This is a genomic window from Bacillus sp. DB-2 (assembly GCF_003315125.1).
Classification (GTDB): domain Bacteria; phylum Bacillota; class Bacilli; order Bacillales; family Bacillaceae_G; genus Bacillus_A; species Bacillus_A mycoides.
In genome coordinates, this window is the sequence record NZ_QNRN01000002.1 from 399,693 (window position 1) to 422,780 (window position 23,088).

At 34.5% G+C, this 23,088-nt stretch carries 23 protein-coding genes, 3 pseudogenes and 1 riboswitch; of the genes and pseudogenes, 5 read left to right on the top strand and 21 right to left on the bottom strand.

The features are described 5' to 3' along the window. Positions 1–95: 95 nt before the first annotated feature. Entirely contained in the window at positions 96–494 is a 399-nt protein-coding gene (locus DET63_RS04995) for a DUF2871 family protein (RefSeq protein ID WP_002033617.1), read from the bottom strand. Between the two features lie 255 nt (positions 495–749). Between DET63_RS04995 and DET63_RS05000 the strand changes: the two genes are divergently transcribed. Continuing rightward, positions 750–1,253, top strand: a complete 504-nt coding sequence (locus tag DET63_RS05000; RefSeq protein WP_113936047.1) for a GNAT family N-acetyltransferase — start codon at positions 750–752, stop codon at positions 1,251–1,253. Between the two features lie 35 nt (positions 1,254–1,288). Here the strand turns inward: DET63_RS05000 and colA are convergent, their stop codons facing one another. Both colA and DET63_RS05010 read right to left on the bottom strand, forming a co-directional pair. Next, positions 1,289–4,204, bottom strand: coding sequence for a collagenase ColA (colA, locus tag DET63_RS05005; protein ID WP_113936048.1), 2,916 nt, complete (start codon positions 4,202–4,204; stop codon positions 1,289–1,291). A 203-nt stretch (positions 4,205–4,407) separates the two neighbouring features. Continuing rightward, the gene (locus DET63_RS05010; protein WP_113936049.1) at positions 4,408–5,085 is read right to left on the bottom strand and encodes an MgtC/SapB family protein; all 678 of its coding nucleotides are present in this window, start codon (positions 5,083–5,085) and stop codon (positions 4,408–4,410) included. 312 nt (positions 5,086–5,397) lie between these two features. Here DET63_RS05010 and DET63_RS05015 point away from each other — a divergent pair, with 312 nt between their 5' ends. Next, positions 5,398–5,916, top strand: a complete 519-nt coding sequence (locus DET63_RS05015) for a GNAT family N-acetyltransferase (RefSeq protein WP_113936050.1) — start codon at positions 5,398–5,400, stop codon at positions 5,914–5,916. A gap of 449 nt (positions 5,917–6,365) precedes the next feature. On the opposite strand, the gene DET63_RS05020 is transcribed toward DET63_RS05015, so the two are convergent. From DET63_RS05020 to DET63_RS05075, 12 genes and pseudogenes are all read right to left on the bottom strand, one after another. Further along, complete coding sequence (locus tag DET63_RS05020) at positions 6,366–7,802, bottom strand: IS4 family transposase (protein WP_113936051.1); 1,437 nt, start codon at positions 7,800–7,802, stop codon at positions 6,366–6,368. Between the two features lie 121 nt (positions 7,803–7,923). After that, positions 7,924–8,042, bottom strand: a pseudogene (locus DET63_RS05025) (IS6 family transposase); the annotation flags it as partial. A gap of 122 nt (positions 8,043–8,164) precedes the next feature. Further along, on the bottom strand, positions 8,165–9,109 hold the full coding sequence (locus tag DET63_RS05030) for an acetyl-CoA carboxylase carboxyltransferase subunit alpha (RefSeq protein WP_113936052.1): 945 nt from the start codon (positions 9,107–9,109) through the stop codon (positions 8,165–8,167). Positions 9,110–9,141: 32 nt separating this feature from the next. Further along, the gene (locus DET63_RS05035; RefSeq protein WP_000817662.1) at positions 9,142–9,588 is read right to left on the bottom strand and encodes a MarR family winged helix-turn-helix transcriptional regulator; all 447 of its coding nucleotides are present in this window, start codon (positions 9,586–9,588) and stop codon (positions 9,142–9,144) included. Between the two features lie 411 nt (positions 9,589–9,999). After that, a pseudogene (locus tag DET63_RS05040) lies at positions 10,000–10,851 on the bottom strand (transposase); the annotation flags it as partial. 42 nt (positions 10,852–10,893) lie between these two features. After that, positions 10,894–11,082, bottom strand: coding sequence for a hypothetical protein (locus DET63_RS05045; RefSeq protein WP_000183240.1), 189 nt, complete (start codon positions 11,080–11,082; stop codon positions 10,894–10,896). Positions 11,083–11,408: 326 nt separating this feature from the next. Further along, positions 11,409–11,711, bottom strand: coding sequence for a hypothetical protein (locus DET63_RS05050; RefSeq protein WP_000717614.1), 303 nt, complete (start codon positions 11,709–11,711; stop codon positions 11,409–11,411). Between the two features lie 369 nt (positions 11,712–12,080). Further along, a complete protein-coding gene (locus DET63_RS05055) occupies positions 12,081–12,989 on the bottom strand; it encodes a VOC family protein (RefSeq protein WP_113936053.1) in 909 nt (302 codons plus the stop codon). Between the two features lie 75 nt (positions 12,990–13,064). Continuing rightward, positions 13,065–13,856, bottom strand: coding sequence for an amino acid ABC transporter substrate-binding protein (locus DET63_RS05060; RefSeq protein WP_113936054.1), 792 nt, complete (start codon positions 13,854–13,856; stop codon positions 13,065–13,067). Between the two features lie 11 nt (positions 13,857–13,867). Continuing rightward, positions 13,868–14,629: an amino acid ABC transporter ATP-binding protein gene (locus DET63_RS05065; protein WP_181777892.1), complete on the bottom strand. Its 762-nt coding sequence runs from the start codon at positions 14,627–14,629 to the stop codon at positions 13,868–13,870. A gap of 19 nt (positions 14,630–14,648) precedes the next feature. Next, on the bottom strand, positions 14,649–15,317 hold the full coding sequence (locus DET63_RS05070; RefSeq protein WP_002137653.1) for an amino acid ABC transporter permease: 669 nt from the start codon (positions 15,315–15,317) through the stop codon (positions 14,649–14,651). A gap of 70 nt (positions 15,318–15,387) precedes the next feature. Further along, positions 15,388–15,494, bottom strand: a riboswitch (SAM riboswitch). Positions 15,495–15,731: 237 nt separating this feature from the next. Beyond that, positions 15,732–16,643, bottom strand: coding sequence for a VanW family protein (locus DET63_RS05075; protein ID WP_002137655.1), 912 nt, complete (start codon positions 16,641–16,643; stop codon positions 15,732–15,734). A gap of 466 nt (positions 16,644–17,109) precedes the next feature. Here DET63_RS05075 and DET63_RS05080 point away from each other — a divergent pair, with 466 nt between their 5' ends. Further along, complete coding sequence (locus tag DET63_RS05080) at positions 17,110–17,436, top strand: hypothetical protein (RefSeq protein ID WP_002137656.1); 327 nt, start codon at positions 17,110–17,112, stop codon at positions 17,434–17,436. Between the two features lie 115 nt (positions 17,437–17,551). Beyond that, on the top strand, positions 17,552–18,643 hold the full coding sequence (locus DET63_RS05085; RefSeq protein ID WP_002033604.1) for a DUF3900 domain-containing protein: 1,092 nt from the start codon (positions 17,552–17,554) through the stop codon (positions 18,641–18,643). A gap of 50 nt (positions 18,644–18,693) precedes the next feature. On the opposite strand, the gene DET63_RS30135 is transcribed toward DET63_RS05085, so the two are convergent. Continuing rightward, the gene (locus tag DET63_RS30135; protein ID WP_002066490.1) at positions 18,694–18,840 is read right to left on the bottom strand and encodes a hypothetical protein; all 147 of its coding nucleotides are present in this window, start codon (positions 18,838–18,840) and stop codon (positions 18,694–18,696) included. Positions 18,841–18,872: 32 nt separating this feature from the next. Then, positions 18,873–19,538, bottom strand: a complete 666-nt coding sequence (locus DET63_RS05090) for an LbetaH domain-containing protein (RefSeq protein ID WP_113936056.1) — start codon at positions 19,536–19,538, stop codon at positions 18,873–18,875. A 73-nt stretch (positions 19,539–19,611) separates the two neighbouring features. On the opposite strand from DET63_RS05090, the pseudogene DET63_RS31120 reads away from it, so the two are divergent. Beyond that, positions 19,612–19,728 (top strand): annotated as a pseudogene (locus DET63_RS31120) (DUF3900 domain-containing protein); the annotation flags it as partial. Between the two features lie 313 nt (positions 19,729–20,041). Here DET63_RS31120 and DET63_RS05095 read toward each other — a convergent pair. The 4 genes from DET63_RS05095 to DET63_RS05110 all read right to left on the bottom strand — a co-directional run bounded on the left by DET63_RS05095 (position 20,042) and on the right by DET63_RS05110 (position 23,083). Beyond that, a complete protein-coding gene (locus tag DET63_RS05095) occupies positions 20,042–20,389 on the bottom strand; it encodes a hypothetical protein (RefSeq protein ID WP_002087722.1) in 348 nt (115 codons plus the stop codon). Positions 20,390–20,730: 341 nt separating this feature from the next. Continuing rightward, on the bottom strand, positions 20,731–21,576 hold the full coding sequence (locus DET63_RS05100; protein WP_113936057.1) for an exonuclease: 846 nt from the start codon (positions 21,574–21,576) through the stop codon (positions 20,731–20,733). A 188-nt stretch (positions 21,577–21,764) separates the two neighbouring features. Then, a complete protein-coding gene (cspB, locus tag DET63_RS05105) occupies positions 21,765–21,965 on the bottom strand; it encodes a cold shock-like protein CspB (protein WP_001179147.1) in 201 nt (66 codons plus the stop codon). Between the two features lie 218 nt (positions 21,966–22,183). Then, positions 22,184–23,083 (bottom strand): WD40/YVTN/BNR-like repeat-containing protein, encoded by a 900-nt coding sequence (locus tag DET63_RS05110; RefSeq protein ID WP_002066483.1) that lies wholly within the window; start codon positions 23,081–23,083, stop codon positions 22,184–22,186. Between the last annotated feature and the right edge of the window lie 5 nt (positions 23,084–23,088).

Below are 23,088 nucleotides of genomic sequence, written 5' to 3' on the forward strand. Positions count from 1 at the left end.
CATTTTTATACAAAATAATCAGAATAGTGAGATTCCTATAATTTTATATATAAAAAAGAACTTGCAGTATTCCCTACAAGTTCTTTTTTATAAAACTATATTTTAGACGATTTCTTCAACAGAATCATAAACCAAACTAAAGTAAATGCCATCATAGAATGAGAGAACCCTACAATATAAGTTAACCCTTTAAAGTCCGCTCCATTTAGTTGAAGAAGTCCTCTCGCTGCTAGCGAACCTAACATTAAAGTTAATGCGATATTATGTAAAATAAACCAGTTATTAAATCCTTTCACTTCATGAAACGCGAATACTTTCGCTAATCCTAAAGCAATTAAAAAGAAGAAAAAGCCAAGTACTAACGTATGCGTATGCAAAAGATTTAATAAAGTAGATCCTAAAATCCCTTTATATTTTCCATACTCCCTAGCAAATATTCCTGACAATAAACCGATAATCAAATAAGTAAACGATGCATTATATAATTTCTTCATTATGTACCTCCTTAAGTAGAATGTGTAGTGCGTCATATTTAGTAATAATGATAGTTATATAGTAAAAACTCCTAGTTACCTAGGAGTCATTGTATAAGTATCTCACTCTTTACAATCAATTCTAATTATAAAATATCCTTTTATACAAAACAAACGAACTTTATGTGAACAAGCAGGGCTCTATTAAAATATGTTGCATTTTTGTATTTCGCAATCCATACTAATTGTTATAACTATTAAAGGTGGTGCAATAGATTGATAGTTCTTGAAACTGAAAGACTCACTCTTCGCTGGCTCGATGTAAAAGATGCTCCGTTTATTCTTGAATTAGTAAATGATCCTGCATGGATTCAATTTATTGGTGATAAAGGTATTAAAAACTTAAAAGATGCAAAAAAATACATCTTAAATGGACCCGTCGATATGTATAATAAAATGGGCTTTGGTCTTTACTTAGTTGAACAAAAAGAAAATCTCACACCAATTGGTATGTGCGGCCTTATTAAAAGAGATTCATTAGAAGATGTTGATATCGGCTTTGCCTTTTTAGAAAAATTCCGTTCGAAAGGATACGGCTATGAATCAGCTTCTGCTGTAATAGAATACGGTGTACAGAAGCTAAGAATGAAACGAATTGTAGCAATTACTTCTATAGATAATGCTGCTTCAGGTACGCTGTTAGAAAAAGTAGGATTGCGATTCGAAAAAATAATTTCAGACTCAGGAGAAGATCTAAAATTATTCGGGTATAACGCATAACAAAAAAGGATCACCATGAATGGCGACCCTTTTTTTCACTTCACTTCTACCGTATAATTCCCTGTTCCACCACCATACTGGTATACATGTAAATAGTACTTCCCTGGATACGTATAGTAACTACCTACTAATTTATTTCCTTGTTGCTGTGCATACGTAACATAATTATTTAAATCTGCTTCTGAATAAAGAACCCAGTTTACTCCGATATTATTTTCCTTCGTTACATTAATTTGAAGGTTTTTCGCAGTTTCTATATTTATTTCAAAGTAATCACTCGTATCACCGTTTCCTAAACTAGCACGTAAAACTTGATTTAACTGCAGTTTATTTGCCGTTTGGAATGAATTATTTGGCTCTTTTTCTACACTGTTATCTTCTTTCTTTTGAACCGTTACACTTGTTGTAGCAGTATTAGTTAATCCTTTATCGTCTGTTACTGTTAATTTCGCCGTATACGTTCCTTCTTTTGTATATACGTGAGTTGGATTTTGCTCATTACTTACCGCACCATCACCGAACTCCCAGTTATAAGAAGCAATTTTCCCATCTTCATCTTTTGATCCATCGCTTTTAAACGAGATTGCTTCATTCGTATGTCCGCTATACGGACCATTTATAACCGCGACCGGCGCTTTATTCACAGCACCTTCTTCTGTATTAATACCGTGGAACACAACATCATATTCAAATTGCCCTGATGCATTTACACGGTAATTCACGAAGTAAGCTGTTACTGTTTTATAGCCTGTCCATTCTTTTGCACTTAAACGTTTTAACGTATCATTAACGTTTTGCGTAATTGTTTTCCAGTCTTCATATTCTCCTTTTGCAGAAGTTCCTGTATATGTTCCTTGCAGTGTAAATGTATTAAAGAATTGTGATTTATTTTTCTTTACTGATACATTACTTAATTTTGCTTCCGCTGTAATTTCTGCGGCAATATCTGAAACTGGTTTCGGTGCATGAGTTGCTAAATAATCATCTGACACTAACGGAACATTATATTTCTCACGGTTGTCTACTAACATTTGCATATAGTCTTGATACTCTTTATTTAAATTCGCATCTTTACTTAAAGCAGAGCGATATGCATCATATGCTGTTACATCATTTTTCCTAATAAGATCATGAACTTTATCAAACATATCGTATCTCTTATTGTACATATACGATTGTAAAGCAAAGGAATAATTATAGAAATCCCACGTTCCATACTTTGCATTTAACGTTCGCTCTGCCGTATAACGTTCTGCTGGATTCGAAGATAGTCCTCCTATAATACTCTTTCTTGGAACGACGTTGTCCGTTCTCGTTGCACCTGCAAAAAACTCAGCATTCCCTTCTTCAAACCAAGATAATCTCTCATTCTCATACATCTTACCTTGCCCCCAAAGTCCTGGCACTTCATATCTACCTTGTAAATAATGCGTGAACTCATGTCGGAACAATTCTTCTAAACTATAAATACTTTCTTGTGGCGTACGTTCATAAGTAAAGAACGTACCTGTTCCTTCTATATAAAGACCGCCGTTATTCGTTTCATATCCGTACAATTGACGGTTAAATTGGTATTCAGCTGGGCTATTATAAATAACCATCGTTAATACATCATCTGGATTTCCTTTTTCTAACGGTTGGTCACTTTCAACCGTACGATGGAATTGTGCCTTCACTTCTTTTGCTGCCCAATATAAACGTTTAACTTTCTCCTCAGTCACTTTATCTCCGGCTTTTAAAACAATTGCACCATCATCAAACGTATACGTTTTCGGCAAATACTTTTTCTTCCCATCTTCTCGTATTTGATCTAAATTAACAACGTTACCGTTTGCATCTTTCCCGCCATAATTCGTCGTAATTTGCTCAGCTGCTACGAAATATTGCTCACCTAAATAAGGATAGATTTTCATCGCATCTGTTACAACTTGTAATCCTTTCGTCCCTGTACTATGGAATGTGCCGAGTCTCCCTGTATAATAAATGCCATTATTAATAAGCCATCCGTTTTTCTCTGTAATCGTTCCCATTAACGCAAATCTACTTAACTCATTAATATAACTATCTATTTTTTGGTACCATACTGTATCTTTCGGTACTTTTCTCGTATCGTACAAATACGATTGAATATCATAATCGACACCTTGCATAATATCGTAAATCGCATTTCCAGCTGAAAGATTATCTACCAATGTAGAAAAATCATCATTATATTGCTTAAAAATCTTTGCAGCCGATGTTACCGTTTCCACATCACTCGAAGCATTTCCTATTAATTTTCCGTATGATGATACAACTCTATTTTGTTCCAATGTACCGAGCTTGAAATTTGGATTGTTCGCAATCGTTTTTAACGCCGGCAAGCACTTGTCATGATAGCTCCGCTCATTAAGTTTACTTAATTCTGCATTATAAAAACCTAAATAAAATCCAGAGCGCAATACCTCTACTAATGTCTCAACCCCTTTTGAATCATCCTTCGTATAAGCTTGTCCTTGCTGCTTCAATTTATCAATAATTGCCTGCATCCTACTATCATTTTGATAGAATGCAAGACTGTCCTTATTAAACTGAAATAGCCCCGTAATTTGCTCCCAATCGATTGTTACAAGTAAATCTACTAATTGTTGATTGCTTAATTGATTTAATTCAGCAATTGTATAAGTTTTCGCTACAGCTAATTGCTTACTTTCCTTTTTTACTTCCGGTGGTCTTTGCGATAAATCAGCAAATTGTAGCCTTTTCTCAAAAGACTTGCTTTCTAATACTTTCGATGAATGAGCTAATTCTTCCACGGGCAGTTGTACACCAACCGGCTCCATTTTTAGCACATTTCGATATGAAACTTGCTCTCCCTTAGTATCTTCCGCCAATATGCTTCCTTGAAAACTCCCTAACATTAAACTAGCAAAACTTACCCCTACTAAAACTTTTTTTGAATAGCCTTTCATGCTCTCCCCTACCTTACATTTTTTAGTGTCCCGCTCCATTATTTTACTATTCTGACTATTTATTCTGTATTGAGAAAAAAGAAGGGAACGTTCACACATGTATCCATCCAAAGTGAAATTAACACTTGACTTCACATGTGATTTATGTCAAAAAAGGATAGATAATAGCGAAATTCCTGCTACATTTATCCTCTATTTCAACACTATGATTTTAACTTTATAAACGTAATTTCCGGTAATGCTTGTATATGCTGAATAAATGCATTCTTTTCTTCTGACGATATATTTTTCAATTGCATTCCTACCTTATAAACTATTTCTGTATCTTGCTGTAAAGCTTCCACTTCATATGAAAGTATTGGAATACCTTTCACTCGTAGCGTCTCTACTATTTGTTGTACCGCTTCGTGTTTATTTATACACATTTGCACTGTTATATTTTGCGGAAATAAAAATTGCACCTTAAAAATACGGCTTACAATCTCTAAACCAATCAAAACGAGAATCATCGCTCCAATCCCTACAACATACATACCTGCTCCAATTGCTAACCCTATTCCTGCTGTAGCCCATAAACCAGCCGCTGTCGTTAATCCTTTCACTGCCTGCTTTTGAATAATGATTGTACCTGCACCTAAAAATCCAACTCCACTAACAACTTGCGCTGCAATCCGGCTCGGATCAAGAGCCATATGTTCTTCAAACACAATATCCGAAAAAGCATATTTCGAAACGACCATTATTAAAGCACTCCCTACGGCTACTAGGAAATGTGTTTTTAATCCAGCTTCTTTTGAGCGAATTTCCCTTTCAATACCGATTATCGCCCCTAACAAACCAGCAACACCGATTCGTATAATAAAATCAATATGTAAGCTCACAAGCACTTCCCCCTTTTATTCATTATAGAGAGATAAAACAAAAATTATCACATGCATCTACCCATCGATATAAAAGCATTTTATTAAAATACATTTAATATCCCAGTGATTTTATGTTAATATTTTAAATATTAACATAAATAAAACATCCTACTTCTCATACAAAAAACCTTTAAAGTTCAACGTCTAACTTATTTTCAGTTAAAAATGGCATATGAGTTGCGTGAAATGAGGTTGAGAAAGTCAGGAAACGCTTTCATTTCATATCATAATTTTTGTGAAAAAAACATAAATAAAAGGAGCTTACTAACAATGAACATCTCTTTACTTACACCTACTACCGATTTACAAGAAGAATACTTAGATTTTTATAACGAATGGAAAGATAGCGGTGAAGCGATGATTCCATGGGTTATTTCAAAAAATCCTTCTAATTTCACGACAATGATTCAAGAATTACACGACGCACATAACGGAATAAATATTCCTGAAACTTGGGTACCAGATTCTACTTATTGGCTCGTGACAGATGAAAATAAAATTGTAGGAGTTGTTAATATACGTCATAGTTTAACTGATCATCTATTTAATGCTGGAGGCCATATCGGTTATGGTATTCGCCCTTCTGAAAGAAGAAAAGGTTATGCTACAAAGTTACTAGAGTTATCATTAGAAAAAACGAAAGAATTAAACATCACGAAAGCACTTGTCGTTTGTGACGAAGTGAATACGGCTTCTGAGAAAACGATTTTACATAACGGCGGTCTCCGGGATGAAGATTACACTGAAGAAGATGGGAATGTTGTGAGAAGGTATTGGATTGAGCTCTAAATAATCAAAAACAAGCCAGAAAGTGAATCCCTTATCAAGACCTAAATTGAAAAAAAGTTGATAAATTAAAGGACATAACATATTTTATATAACTAATATGTTATGTCCTTTCTTCTTCAATTAACTGTAAAAAGACAATAAAGCTATTAAATTTTAAAGACTAAAACAAGCATAACCCCGTTCTAAATTTAGGACGGGGTTAAAATATAGTTGTTATATTTTCGATATAAGATACTTCACTGTACTCGAAAATTAAACAATAAAGTCGTTTAAAAATCTAAGGTTTATTCAACAATAGTGCCCTTTAAGGGGTCCTGCCGCATGCCCATCAACTTAAAAATGAAAACAAAGTGTACTTTCATTTTGTGGAGGTAAAGCATTCCTAAAATAGAAGCATACTCTTAATAATATGCATACCAAATAAACCCTAACGGGTTTCCTTTTTTAAATTATGCAACTTTCTTTTGTTTTTTCAACCCATTATAATCATAAACAACACCCATAATATCAAAAACAGTCTTCTTCTCATATCGATGAGATTTTCTTCCGTTCTTCTGTAGGAGGTGGAACAGGCTGATTAGGATCTTTGTTATTTCTTGGATGTTTTGTTGTATGGCTTGATACAAACTCGATAAGTGATCTTGAATCATTCCAATTGCTTTATATTCACTTAATTCTTGTTTCTTCTTTTGTAAAATTAATTGTCGCATCTTAAACATAGTAGAAGAACATAGAAAAATGGCAATGAGTTTTCCATAAACATGGCATTCTAATCGCTCTTGTTTAATATGTTGCCAATGATGAATTTGAAATAAGGATTTCCAAGTTTTAAAAATGATTTCAATTTGCCAGCGGAGAGAGTAAAAATTATGGATTTGTTCCATCGGAGCAATCTCCCAAGGTGTATTGGTAACATATAGGTTCATGCCAGCTAATCGTTTGCTTTTTTCCGAATATGTAATCCCTTTTTTACTTTCTGTGTACACTTGTTTTTTCATACGCTCACGAAGTTGTTTTTCTGTTAATCGATACATAATCACCCGAGTAAATAGTTTTTTATCCTTTCCAATATAAGCTTCTTTTATTTCATAGGACTGTCCTGGCTTTAAGGTATCCATGATGTGCTCTAAATCAACTTTGATGTACTGAGATTGTTTTTTTATTGTTCCGTTTCGAAAGTATTCAGGAAATTCATTTTTGACATATACCCTATTGTTTAATTTGAGTCGCGATATATAGTACACACCACGTTGATCCATTTGATCTAAATCATCCAGTGAATAATAGCCTAAATCCCGAATACATAGGTCACCAGGGCGTAATGTTGATAAACACTCTGTTCCAAAGGTTTTATCATTATTTTTCCCTGGTTCCACTTGGAAATTTAAAAACTGACCACTATGTAAATCATATTCTAACTGGATTTTTATACCCGCTGTTTGTGCACAACCACCTGATCCAGGATATACATTGGCCAAGTGTTTTGGTACGTGAAAAATGGTTGCATCTAAAATACGAATTCGCTGAAAATAGGTAAGTGAAGCACTTGGAATTGCTGACTTTCCACAAACTTTATTTTTTAATAATGTGGAGAAAATATGTTTCAAAAAGAACACTGCCTTTTTATTAAAGCGCTTATTTAGTCCTTCAGGACTCATAAGAGTTCCTGTTGATGCATGTAGCTGACTACACAATCGGACTAATGAATCACTCGCTACTCGTTGACTAATCCAGACACATATAGTAGCTAAATCATACCCTGAAAATTTACGTTTTCGTTTTACAAAACCTAGCTCTCTAGCGAGATTTTCCAAAAATGAAGGGGTAAGATGTTCATATAATTCTTCAGCAAATAATTGTAATTCGTCAGAAATTGATAGATACATACAAAAACGCCATCCTTTCCTATGATTCTACAGAAAGAATAGCGTATTTTTTGGTTCTGGTGCAAAGGTAGTGGAAAAGAAAATATAACATATATATTTCTAGCATAATGGTAGGATAATCCTGGTTCCTCATCATTTCTACTAAATCACGAAAAATTAAGTTGTACCGTACCAACGTACAGTTAACAAAATAATATCTTGCTGATAATGCTTCCATTTGAACAAATTTTCCTTTTCCATACCGATCACACATCTTTTGTAGAGTAATAGTATCAGCATATCCCAGTTCAAGAGGTTATTTGCAAAATATTTAGAATTTTTTGCGAGAATCCTCCGAAATGTAATACGGACTTTAAATATTTTCATTTATAATTCTCTATTTGTCTATACTTTTCATATCGCTGTTGTATAAGCTCTTCCGAGGATAATAGTATCAATTTTTTTAGAGATGATTCGATTACAGATTCAATCATTTTTGCCTGTGATTTTATATCATTTTGTGCTCCACCTTTAATTTCAGGAATGATTTCATCAATAATTCCTAAATGTTTTAAATCTTTTGCTGAAATTTTCATATGTTCAGCAGCTTCTGGAGCATACTTAGCGTCCTTCCATAGGATAGATGCTGCTCCTTCTGGCGAAATTACCGAGTACCATGAATACTCTAACATATGGATATGGTTACCGACACTAATGCCAAGAGCTCCACCACTTGATGCCTCTCCAATTACAATACAAACAATTGGCACTTTAAGTGTAGCCATTTCAAATAGATTTCGAGCTATCGCTTCAGAAATTCCACGTTCTTCAGACCCTTTCCCTGGATAGGCGCCTATTGTATCAATAAATGTAATAATAGGGCGATTAAATTTATCAGCTTGTTTCATAAGTCTTAGCGCTTTTCTATAACCTTCTGGATGTGCCATTCCAAAATTTCTTTCTATATTTTCCTTTGTATTTCTACCTCTTTGATGACCAATAATCGTAACGGGCATCCCTTTAAATTTTGCAATACCACCTATCATTGCTTTATCATCACCATATAATCGATCACCATGAAGTTCGAGAAAGTTTGTAAACAATAAAGGTATATAGTCCAATGTCGTGGGCCGGTTACGTAGCCTTGCAATTTGAACTCGTTGAAAAGGTGTAATATTAGAATAAATTTTATCTTGCATTTTATTTAAACGTTTTTCTAATACATGAATTTCTGGCGATAAATCTACATTATTTTCTTTCATAATTTTCTTTAATTCATCAAATTTCTCTTTTAATTCAATAATAGGACGTTCAAAATCCAAACTCATTTTACCCTCCAAATGTTATGATTTACCTCACTCTAATCAAAAGGCTTAGAAATAGAATCAATAAATAATTCAAAACCATCTACAACTATTTTTTGTTCTGATTCTGATAAATTATTGAGAATACTTTGATAAAATGTAATGGATTGCTCTCTTAAGCAATTAACAGTTATGTGACCTTTTTCTGTGAGGTGCAGAAAAAGTTCTCTTCTATTTTTTTCATTTACTTCACGATAAATAAGCCCCTTTTTTACTAACTTATCTACCAATCTACTTACAGTTGAAGTCTCTAATCTAAGTTTATTGGATAGTTGCCAAACAGTTAATTTTTCCACCTCTAGTTCCTCTAACGCCATCATTTGAGAAGTTGGTAAAGGTTTTTCAAATGGTCCATTGGGCAAATTTTGAGATTCAAAAACCCCAGTTATTATAATCATTTTCTTAATATCTGTTCTTAGTTTTAAGGCATCTTCTCTTTTCAAATAGGTCACCCTCCTACAACTAATGTATCATACATCAATTGTATTATACATGAATATGTTTTTTTCACAAGCTTAACGTAAGCCAATATTACAACATGGACGAGATATTTCTTCTTGTTAAAATGGTATAAGTGGATTGTTTTCTACAAATGGCAGAACATCAATTATGTATCAGGGGCCTTTATGGGGTACCGCTCATCGCAATCAAGCTAAGAAAATAAAACTACCCAAAAAACGAAAATTTTGTGATAACTTGTAACAAAAAACTCATAATTTTTGGGGGGAATTCTAAATTCTTAAGTTGATGGGCATGGGGTCCTGCCGACAAAACGCGGAAATTATACGCTAAGAAAGATTTTGAAAGAAAAACCCTTGATTTGTCTACGCTAAGCAGAAAATCAAGGGCTTCATTTATGTTCTAAGGGGGCGTAATGATCGAATAGAATGGGAACTGTTAATATCGAATTTATATTGACCTAAGAAATTTATATGCTCCCAACCTAAAGGTGAAATATGGGCAAGTAAAGACTCCTGATGTTTTCCTACTTCCATCATATGCTCAATCGCTCGGGATAAATATACGGTATTCCAAATGCTAATTGCATTTATAATAAGATTTAATGCACTGGCACGCTGTAATTGGTCTTGCAGTGCACGCTCTCGAAGTTCACCATGTTTTCCAAAGAAAATAGCTCTTGCTAAGGCATTCATTGCTTCTCCTTTATTTAATCCCTTTTGAATGCGCCGGCGTAACGTTTCACTAGAAATATAGTCTAAAATAAATAAAGTTTTTTCAACTCGTCCCATTTCTCTTATCGCTTTTGCAAGACTATTCTGCCTAGAATAAGAACCAATCTTCCCCATAATAAGAGACGCAGACGCTGTTCCTTCCCGAACGGAATGTGCTAACCTTAACACATCATCGTAATTCTCTTGAATGACTTTTTTATGAATCCTTCCGCGTAACAATTTCTCCATATCAGGATATTGTTCAGGCTTTTCAAATGTGTAGAGTTTCGAGTCCAAAATATCTCTTAATCTTGGGGCAAAGCGATACCCTAGCAAATGAGTAAGACCGAATACTTGATCTGTATATCCAGCTGTATCAGTATAATGCTCTTCAATATGTAAATCTGTTTCGTGATGTAGTAAACCATCAATGACATGAACGGCATCCCTAGCATTCGTATTAATCACTTTTGTATAAAAGCTAGAGAATTGATCACTCACAAAGCGATAAATGGTAGCACCTTTACCTGCTCCTCCATATTATTGTATTATCTTACTTTAAAAAAATAATTATTATTAACAGTATTTATGAAGATATTCTGTGTAATGCTGCATTTCGCTACAACTGCTACTATTACCTGCCATACAACCTGCAATAGAGATAGGTAACAATTTACTATACAAGGAACAAAATTGACCTGCTCCTCCATTAGATAGCGACGTTTCCATTTCTTCATCTGCTAGTTTACGCAATAAATTAGTCATTACTTTCTCCTCCATTTAGTGATTTAACTATCTTTATTATTCAGAGCTAAAACTCAAAGAGAAAGCCCTTACATTGTTTGTAACATTATTCACTTTAATATGTTAATTATTTTTTGTTGTCTTGTTAGTTAAAGGGGTACTTAGTACAAAAAATAACCGTAGATAGTAGCACGAACACTGTTCTTGTTATAATTAATTTTTTTCAGAACGTCTATAATCCTCTTTTAAAAAATATATGTAAATATAATAAAAAACGAATGATTAATAGAAATATTCTACGCCACTCGTTTTTTATCGGACTTCTTTTTACTGTACTTTTATTTTCTTTATGAGTTATTAGAAAAATAATTGTCTATATAAGTCTTTATTTTTTCAAAATCCTTTTCCATAAATAAGATTGCTGGTACTTCAATTATTGGAAGATTATTTTCATTATCAAAAGGTGGACACGGTTTGGGAACTACCAAATAGTCAACTGAGTTTTTATCCCTAATATAATTAATTGAAACATCATAATACTTAGAAAAATATTCCTTCAAATCATCCTGATTCCTTAAAAATGGTAGAGAAAATATTGAACCATAATTTATACCAGCGTCGACAATTAATACAAAGCATATTTTTTTCATGATACACCCTCCTCGTATAATAAGTTTTAAGTTAATAACTGTTCCTTGAAAATTAAATAGTTTTTATCTTCAAGAGCTACATCAAAAAAATGATGTATGGGTAAAATTTAGTCTTGGATACTGGGGGATTTCCCTAGATAATGGAAGTATGGAAATGGATCCATCGGGAATATGCTTACTCCTCCTGTAGTTCGACCACGTTAAAAGACTGTGACCCAGACCAAAATGCACTGCATACGCACAAGCTGTATCGGTTTCCTTCACTTACCTCTCATAGTGGTGGGAGATTAACTGCTCATAAACACCCGATTGGTGAAGGCTAATAATCAGTGGGGGATGAGCAAAACCCCCACTAATTAAAGTTTCACTTTATACTGCTTCTATTTCAAACTGCACTGTAATACCACTTGGATCTACTACAGTAAATCCATTTGTAGTTTCATTTATTTCATGTTGTTTTTCTATTAATCTTTCTTTCACTTCATCTAACACTTCTTTATGCGGTAGTACTATCGTATACACTTTTAGTCCCGTTGCATGTGCTGGTGGATGCGGGTTGTTTACCCCGTTCCACGTATTTGCACCAATATGGTGATGATAGCCTCCTGCCGAAATGAATAAGCAATCATCTTCACGCTGTTGTACTTCAAAACCTACTGTATCTACATAAAACTCATGTGACTTCTCCACATCAGCTATTCGTAAATGTACGTGTCCAACCACCGTTTCGGCTGGTAAGCCATCAAACTCATAATCAACGAGCACTGCTAGTTCTTTTAAATCAAGTGGCGTACTTCCTCCTGGCCCTTCTCCCCACTGATCACGCGGACGGTCTGCATATATTTCGATACCATTACCCTCTAAGTCTTGTAAATAAAATGCCTCACTATACGTATGATCACTTGCGCTATTAAACCTTGAAATTGGTAAAATTTCATTTGAATATGTATAACGCCCTTCTTGCTCAGCCGGACTATCAATTACCTTTTTATTGCGAATAACACCAAATAGTGCCGAAGCAAAAGCTTCACGAGTCGGAACTAAAAAGGCAACGTGATATATACCCGTCGTACGCGGTTCTTGTAGCGCTACATCTTCCAACTGCTCAAGAACAAGTAACGTATTCTTACCACCCTTTCCAGCTAAGTGTGCTTTGTTCTCCTCTTGTTTAATTACTTCTAACCCTACTACATTCTCATAAAAAGCAATTTGACGCTCTAAATCTTTTACTTTAAATGCAACATGACCAATACGTGTTTTCGGATGAATTTGTACCATGAATAACTTCCTCTCCAGTTCCCTTTAGTTTTTTATGTAAGTTGATAGGCAATAGGCCCGTTCAACGAATACACCTTAATTTTGTTTTTTTGTAGCATCAACTTTTAGCCATTTTTTCGATATGTCACTTAATGTTCCATCTTGCTCTAATTCTTTTAACGCCTTATTTATATCTTCTAACTTTTCACTCTTTTTTGCAAATGGAAATGCAATCTCTCCCCATTCAAGTGGGCCAAATCCAACTTTGACATTATCTAGTTTCGCCTTTGTTATTGTTGTTTCCACTTGAACTTTATCATTATAATAAGCATCGACGCGTCCAAAGCCTACTTCGTTCAATTCCGCCGTTGGGTCCTCTGAGTACGTTTTAATCGTAAAAGCATTATTTTTATTTAAAGCTTTTAACTCTTGCTCTCCTGCTGTACCAAGTCCAACACCTACAGTCTTTCCTTTTAGATCCTCTAGCGATTTAATTGTATTATTATTTTTCTTCACCGCAAAAACAGAGCCTGAATACACATACGGGATCGAAAAGTCATATTTCTTTTTTCTTTCCGGAGAAACGGATAATTCATTTGCAATCGTATCAATACGGCCTGAATCTAATAAACCGAATAATCCTTCAAAATCAGAAACATTCCATTCTATTTTATATCCAGCTTTCTTAGCGGCCGCTTCAATAATTTCAGCATCAAAACCTTTTACTTTCTCACCTTCTTTAAATATAAATGGGCTACGACCTGCAGAAGTCCCAACTTTCACTACTTTTTCATCTGTCTTTTTACTTGCTGTATTAGAACCACATGCAGACAAAGCTCCAACTGATAGTGTTAATGCTAATGTTAGTAATAATGACGATTTTCTCATAACTCTTCCTCCTAAATAACGAAATGATTTCCTTCTTCAGATGCATTTAATTGCCGTAAAAACTTTTTCGTACGTTCATTTTGTGGGTTTCGAAAAATCTCTTCTGGCGTTCCCTGCTCTACGATAATTCCATCAGCCATAAAAATAACGCGATCAGCCACCTCTTTTGCAAAATTCATTTCATGTGTAACAATAACCATCGTTATATGTTGTCTTGCCAAGTCTTTAATAACTTGTAATACCTCATTAACTAATTCTGGATCAAGTGCTGAAGTCGGTTCATCAAACAATAATACAGCTGGATTTAAAGCCATTGCCCTAGCAATCCCTACCCTTTGCTGTTGTCCACCTGATAACATTGCCGGATAAAAATCTTCTTTATCAGCTAAGCCTACTTGTTTTAATATTTCTCTCGCTATTCCATTTGCCTCTTCTTCACTTTTTTTCTGTACAGCCGTTAATGCTGTTGTAATATTTTGCAATGCTGTTTTATTTTTAAATAAATTATAGTTTTGAAAAACCATAGCTGTTTTTTGACGTAATTTTATGATTTCTTTTTGATAAAGTTTCTTCGTATGAATCTCTAAATCTTCAATTCTAATACTGCCATCATCCGGTTGTTCTAATAAATTTAAACATCGTAGTAATGTCGATTTCCCTGAACCAGAAGGTCCAATAATTACTACCACTTCCCCTTTTTTGACAGTAAGTGAGATTCCTTTCAGCACTTCATTATGTTTGTAAGATTTATACAAATTTTTTAACTCAATCACATATATCACCTCATTTCTCTTATAAATACGGTGCATCAAGTTTCTTCTCCAACCTTTTCTGTCCCCAGCTGATTACGATTGTAATAATCCAATACACAATCGCTACCGCTAAATAGCTTTCCATATAACGATACGATTGTGCCGCCAGCATTTTCGCTTGTGCCAATATTTCAGCCACTCCAAGTGCAAAAGATAACGAAGATTCTTTTAACAATCCAACAAAATTATTTCCAAGTGACGGCACTGCTACACGAATAGCCTGCGGAAAGATAATTTGTCGCATCGCTTGTGCTTTTGTCATTCCAACTGATAAACAAGCATCCATTTGCCCTGATTCCACAGCATTCAATGAACCTCGAATGATCTCTGACAAATAAGCAGCATTATTTAAACTGAGACCAATTAAAGTTGCTTGCATAGCTGTAAGTACTGTAAAAGCCGGAGATATTTGTGGCAATCCGAAATACAACACAAACAATTGAACCAATAACGGTGTTCCTCTAAAGAAAGAGATATACACCCTTGCAATTGGATATAAAAATTTCGTTTTGTTTTTTGTTATGATTGCCAAGCCAATCCCTATAAAGAAAGAAATAATCATGGAAACAACAGTAATCCCTAAAGTTATGTATACATACTTAAATAATTGCGGAAAACTTTCTAAAAAATACGTTACATCAAATTTCATTTTCTCCCCCCTCTCTAAACAAAAAAACTCTTCTTACACATATAAGAAGAGTTGAATGTTAATCCATTTCCCCCCATCTTCCAAACGCCTCATACGTTTGCTGGAATTAGCACAGTACTTTTGTAGCCTGTTGCTGAGATTTCATCGGGCCAGTCCCTCCATCTCTCTTGACAAGAAAACTAATAAATTTTTCCATTTATTAAGTTGTTATTATGAAGAATACAGCCATTTTAAAACAATGTCAATAGGAAAACTAAGAATTAAACTCAACCCTTTTTCGAACATACTAGTAATACATCAATTTACTATTCTTAATAAACTGTACACAAAAGCCATCTCCTCTGAAATTCAGAAGAGATGGCTTCAATTATAGAAACTATAAATATTTTACTTTATTATCCTTTAACTACATATTTATTTCATCTTATGTACTTCAGCAACTAACTTTCCGCCTTGAATGCCCATATAAAGCTTAACAGGAGCATCATTCGTATTTTCAAATACTAAGTCTAAATATGGATAAGCAATTGTAGCATCTCTTCCCTGTGGGACATAACCTACTGTTTTAGAATGTGTAGTTCTATCTACCATTTTCAAACCAGCTTGATCTGCTGCATTGTATAGCGTTGATGATGTTTGACAAACGCCACCACCATAACCATCTACTAATTTACCATCCACAATTTCTTTTCCTAGTTGATACCCTTTATCTGGTGTTGTATCACCGATTAATGCATTGAAAGAGAAACGGTCTCCCTTCGCTAAAACAACCCCGTTTATGCTCGCGGCAGACAAACGAATATTTTCAACTCTACCACCTGCTGAGCCACCTAAATTCGTTTCATATCTACCAATTACAGTACCACTTCCTTGAGCATCACTAAGTGTTGCAACCGGTTTTTTCTCCACAATTGGTAACTGATAAGAAGAATCCCACATACCCACATTTAATAATTTAGCCACTAATTCTTTTTCCATTAACTCATAAGCAGGCTTTCCTTCTTGCCACGTTCCATCAGGTGCCAAACGGGAAGGTACCATCTTTTTATCGACACTTTTACCAACTTCACTAGCAACCTTCGTTACCGCTGCTTTGAATTTCGCTTCATCTTCAAAATAACCTAAGCTCGATAAATCTAATTTTTTCACCTCAGTACCAGTACGCCCATCCACTAAGCTAATTGAATCCTGTACATCAGCCTTAGCCTCTACAACGTTCCCTCCAAAATCACTTACTAATGCCACATCACTTACTTTTGTTCCACAACCACTTACTACAGCTACGCATAGCACCCCTACTAATATACCCTTTATTTTTCGGAACAATATACTCTCTCCTTTTCCCCAACATTATTTCTTATGTATTATTTCATTTTTATGTATCTTTTGTTACAATCATTTTACAATATATTTAGAAAATGTTACAAGTTGTTTTTTACTCTATTAAAATTACTCTTTTCTTTTGTAAATGTCTATACATATTTATATAAATTTTCGAGTTTGATAAGATTGTAACTTTTATGCAACCTATCCTCATCCAGTATATACCATTTAACAGATAAAATACAAATGTAAAACTCTTTCATTTCACCTCTTTATTCACCTGCATGCTTTAGAAACCGTAATACCGATTTTTCATATGTGATCATTATTAAACAACTTAAACCGAGCTTTTATAGGTAAAAACAATCATTCGCTTCAGTGTATATAGGTATTTGCCGTGCCACTACTCCGCTTTTGCACATACATTATGGTGAATTTAACCTATTATAAAGAAATGGAGGATTTTTTTATGTATCCCTACAACCCTTATGATTCATATAACCAATATGGTTACCAACCTCAGTATGATTTACAGGCACAATACCAACAATATATAGATCAAACAGAGCAAATTAATCCATATGATCCAAATCGCCAATTTCAACTTCCAATCTCTTTTCCTGGTGCTGGAAACCGTCAATTAGAAAGACGAGTAAATGAGCTCGAGCAAAGAGTACGTCAACTAGAAAACACAGTTGAGCGTCATACACGTAGATTAAATCGCTTAAATCAGCGTTTACGTACAGTAGAAAACAGGCTAAACATTCCATTTTCAGCATTAGAAGACGGATTTTAACTTCGAAAATAACAAATATATAAGGAAGGGACTCCCCCTTCCTTATATAAATTGACGAAAGTTTTTTCCATCTCTATACTGATAAGAGTTAATGAAATGAAACAAGGTGATAAATATGGATTTTGAAATAAATTTTCTTTCCTTTTATGTAGTACAAGTAGAAGGAAAAGGTGAAGCAGTTGATAAGCGCTATAAACATTTTCAAACATTAGACGCTGAAGAGTATGAAGATAGCTCTTTAAAAGAATTTTTGAATGGTGAATTATTAAAAATTTCAAAGCGAAAAGTAGAACGTCACGCAAAAACAGAACAAGCCCCAACGAAGATTGGTCGCTTTATTGTAGAAGAAGGGCATGAACTCGATTCAAACCCTCATTACAACTTATTTAATCGTATTCGCTTTGCAGAAACAAAAGAAAACTTCAAAGATATGAGCGAACCTCTCGTTTATACATACCTTGACACAAGCGCTGTACGTGGTGGTGTGTTTTTAATCGCTCAAGCAAAACTACGCAAATACTTTGATGATCCATTCGTATTCGTAATGAAATGTGACTTCGAACCAAAGGTTGCTTCCATTTCTGATGAATCAACACTTATTCGTAACGTTGAAATGGCCATCACAACAAAGAATATGAAATCTATTCAGTACCCATACATGCCTGAAGAAGGTATGGTGGAGCCTGGCGAACTAAAAATACACCAAGCATCACACGCCCGCTACTTTGAAGACTTCTTAAAATTCGTCGAATACGAACGCTCTATGCCTGAAATTATGAAAACACAAGTAATGGACATGGTATACGACCAAATTGAAGATGTATTTGAAGAAGGTACTGAAGAACGTGAACAGTTCGACCAAGCGATGGAAGTATGGGCTGCCAGTCCGAAACGCGAAATTATGGAACAATTTTCAACAGAAGAAGTAATGGAAGCTACTGCTCAAATCGTCGAGCACGCCCCTGAAGTGGAATTAAAGCTAAAAGCAGATCATATCTCTGTAAAGGCGTTACTTGCTGATTTCGGAGACTTAATACATATCGCAAAGGTAAACGACCGCTATGTATTAATGATTGAGGCTGATACACTTACGTTTGAGAAAGGCTTCTCTCCAATTGAGTTTTTGAAGCCGGATGAATTACAAGACGTAATTGAGCGGATTGAGAATAAGCAGCAGTATAGCTATGGATCAGGAGAAATTGAATAGAATAATGTAAAAAAGACAATGATGGGTTAAATTCCATCATTGTCTTTTTATTATCGAAAACATTTCGTATCAAGAACATGCGCTGTAACGTGTCCGTCTTGTATATCTGTTAATGTTATATTGTATGATCCGGCATTTTTTTCAAATGAAGCACCATCTCTCAATGGATACGAGTCTTTTAAACCACTGTCATGCATAATAAGCACTTCATCTCAAAAACTGCTGATTTTTAATGATTGTACGGCATTCCGCAAGAACAACGATGCGAACCGAATAATAAGTTATAAGAAGCAGGAAATTCTTGATTTACACGTTGTACTTCTCGCGCAAATTCTTCTTCGTCTTTTGGCACTCGAATGAGCGCATTTGCTTTTTCTTGTGTATCTATATTGGCTCCAGGCGGTACAAATCTGTTCGCCGAAACACGCACACCATTTGTTACTACTGCATTGTATGAAATAACTGTGCCTTCTCCAATAATCGCATTGTACACAATTGCTTTAAAACCGACGAACACCTTATTTCCTATATAACAAGGACCGTGAATGAGGGCGCCATGCGCAACACTTACTTTTTTCCCAATATAAATCGAATACTCTTTATCATCAACAGAAACGAATTTATTCAATAAACCATGTAAGATAACTCCATCTTGCAGATTTGTGTTTGAACTAATATAAAATGGAGTTCCTTCATCCGCACGAACGCTTACATTCGGAGCTACATATACATTATCTTTAATTCTCACATCGCCTATCACACTAGAAAATGGACTTATGAAAGCTGTTTTATCAATTTTGGGATAACGTTTAACCCGATTAAATGAGGTGATAGGATTGGGGCTTATGAAGGGAGCAAACGAAGGATGGTGGCTCCTACAATTTCTTTTCGTCAAGAAAACATCTCCTTTAAAATCATATATACAATATTATATGTACACCCTGCTATTTTGGAGACAAGTTGTTAAAAGTATTGAGAAAGGATTCTCTTATATTGAGCTTCTGAGGCAAGATGAATTACAAGATGTGATTGAGCGGATTGAGAATAAACAGCAGTATTCTTATGATCCGAATGGGATTGAATAAATGCTTCCATATACCTATTTTTACTGAGCTCTATTAACAAGCGCTCTTTTATTTGGGACATAGTTGACATTTATATTAAAAACCGATTCTACTAAGAATCGGTTTTTCTTCTTTATAACAAATATGCTTATTTTTAAAAAATATTTTTGCACCAAGATGATATTTCTTGTAGAATCAAGCAGATTCCTTCCTTGTTGTACAAGCGTATTTCCATGAGAGACATCTACTTCAATATTTCTAGTTGACCAAGTCCTTCTATAAGTTTTTGGTGTTTTTCCTTTTAGTCATTATGTATGTTGTTAAAATGAAAATTTTACTTTACTACCTCAAATTTATTGTACTCGTAAAAAGATAATTGAAAACGATATTCCGGATGCTCTCTCACCCAATCGTAGGCTTCTTCTAAAATATCCATTTTATTTTGCACATCATTAAGTTCACTACATTCGTTCCTTTTCTGTTTACATAGAGGACAGAACCCACCCACTATCTCGGCATTCATCGCACGAATCGTTTTACTTTCTAAGTCAACTACTAGACGAAGAATAAGAGAATGCTCCGCTTTTGTAGTCACCATCATTTCAGCAATTCCATCCTCATTCCAAAAGACACCATTTAATTCCATCTGTACGGTGACATCTTTGATTTCCAAGTCTATCACTATCACACCTCCCTTGTATAAGACTCTTACCTTACTCTTCGATTTTAATCTTTAATACACCACGAGTTAAAGATATATTAAGCTTTTTCCAATTCTTCTTCTTTGCTATGAAAGGAAGTGTAATTAGTGCAAATAGTGTGGTAAATATTATCAAAAAAACTAAAATGGTTAAAATGTTAAAGATTGCTTCCATTAAACTACACTCTTTTCTATGTATATCCGTGCTAAAAATAACAAAATATTCCATTAACAATACAGGACAAGCCGTGAATTTTCCAACTAAACTTCAGCAACTTAATCCTAAAGTCTAGTTGTACATATGAATAAAATAAATTTTATTACTAACTTTCTTCTACTACTTTCTCCATCTCAGCCAAATACCTAAGCTGCCGCTCCGCTTTTCTCACCGCAGTAGGAAAGTGTTTTTTCAGAAGTTCTACTGCTGATTCACTTATATAATATCTTTCCGTTATACTTTCCCACGTGTCACTGCTTTCAAATGCACTCCATACAAAAGGACGCTCTGTATTTTTTCTCAGTTCTTTAAACACCCATTTCCGCATCCTTTTTTTCGCTTTTTCTGTTAGTTTTCCGTTCTTTACAAGTTCAAGCTCACCATGTCTCTTGTATCGCTTGTTAATATCTCTCTCGCCATATACCTTCAGAAAGATATTTGCTGTATTCTCAGCATCTGCTAAAGCCCGGTGCTGCTTCCCTTCCCATGTTAAGCCGAGCTGATCCACTGCAAATTGTAAACTTGGTGTATGCTCAAATAATTCTTCATACGCTTGAAAAACAAATTTTTGCACATCAAATCTGCTCTCTTTTTCCATACATGGGCATTCTACACCGTATAATGTACAATCTTGAGATAGAAAACGGTAATCTTCTTTTCCCCATGAAATAAATATAGAATCTTCTCCGATGAACTGAATAAATTTCTCTATAATTTGAGGGAAATTCCCTACACCTATTAAATCTTTCTTTGTAATTCCAGTTAATTTTGTTGTATGACGAGTTAATGGGGCACTTGGTTTTACTAACTCTGAAAATTCTCCAATAACCTTCATTGTACTCACATCTATTTTTACAGCTCCAATATCAACTATTTCTGACGGATCTTCTGATTTATACGGCCTAAAATTCCTTTCAATATCAAACACAATGAAGTGTGTAGCGTTTTTCAATTTATTTACCTCTTTCTAAATTCCTTTTCACACACATACTTTATTTTCAGTATTTATTTATTAATGCACTTTATGCATGAAAAACTTCACATAAAAATCAAAAATTCAGTCTTATTATTACATGTACATAGGAGGATATTCAATAAAAACGCAAAAAAAAAGAAGGGCAAGCCCTTCTTTTTTCATAATTACTTCTTGTTTACGTTTGTAGCTTGAGGTCCACGGTTACCTTGTTCTACTTCGAAAGTAACTTCTTGACCTTCTTCTAAAGATTTGAAGCCGTCGCCTTGGATAGCTGAGAAATGAACGAATACGTCTTCTCCGCCTTCAACCTCGATGAAACCGAAACCTTTTTCTGCGTTAAACCATTTTACTTTACCGTTTTGCATTTAAAAAATCCTCCTACAATGTACCTATATGTACATATTCATTTTCAACCACTTTACAATAATACATCATATATTAAAAAACTGCAACCCCAGAGGAGATTTAACATTGCTATCCTCCTCGGAAGTTACAGCTCATTTAAATCTCTATATTATTAAAAGTAAAATGGTTTAAAGTAACTATATCATACCAATATAATAAAAGTAAAGTTTTTTTAAAGTTATACAGCTTTTTTTTTCCACTGCATCGCTTTTAATTCACCTGATCCAGCTACAACATAGCCTTCTTTTTCATTAACAATGCGCCAACCATGCCCTTTAACCGAATCACATACTGTAACAATTCCTTCTTCAAGAAGCACACGGCAAACAGTGCTAATCCCCGCCTTATTTTGCGTTGACGTTGTATATAACACATGTTGATCCACACTTAAATCTAAATAACTACTCGCTTTTTGTTCACTTTGACATGTATGCCAACCTATTTTATCACTTTCGATACTCTCATCTATTCTGCAAAAAGAAATATTTCCGCTAATTCCCTTGCACGATCCACTTGCCGCTACTAAATAGGAATTATGTATAGTCAACGCAGAAATCATCTGATTCATCGCTATTTTAATCCTTTTTAATTTACGTGTCTCTAAATCAAAAAGCCAAACACCACCATATTTAGTATGTATTTTCGTACCGATAAATAAGTAATGTTTATATAAAAATAATGATCGAATAGATGGTGCCTCACTACCGTAATTAAGAAATGGCTGAATAGTCTCCCATGTGGAACCAAAATTATTAGAATGATACAGTGTTTTATCTCCATGAGCAATTACTGTTCCATTCTCATTACTACATACATTCCAGCTCGTTGCTTTCGTTGGAAAGCGCTGGATCGTCCACGTTTCTCCACCATTCATACTACGAATAAAAACTCCTTCGTCCCCTACTCCGTAAACTACGTTACCTTCACTATGTAAATCTCGAATTCGTTTTTGGAAACCAGTTAAAGCCTGTTTCCATTCTCCATCTTTTTCAATGAATAAACCATTATATGTAGTAGCTAACAAAAGCTTTCCATCTCTTAACTTTGTAATAGCAGTTGCACTTAACATTGTTTCCACGTTGA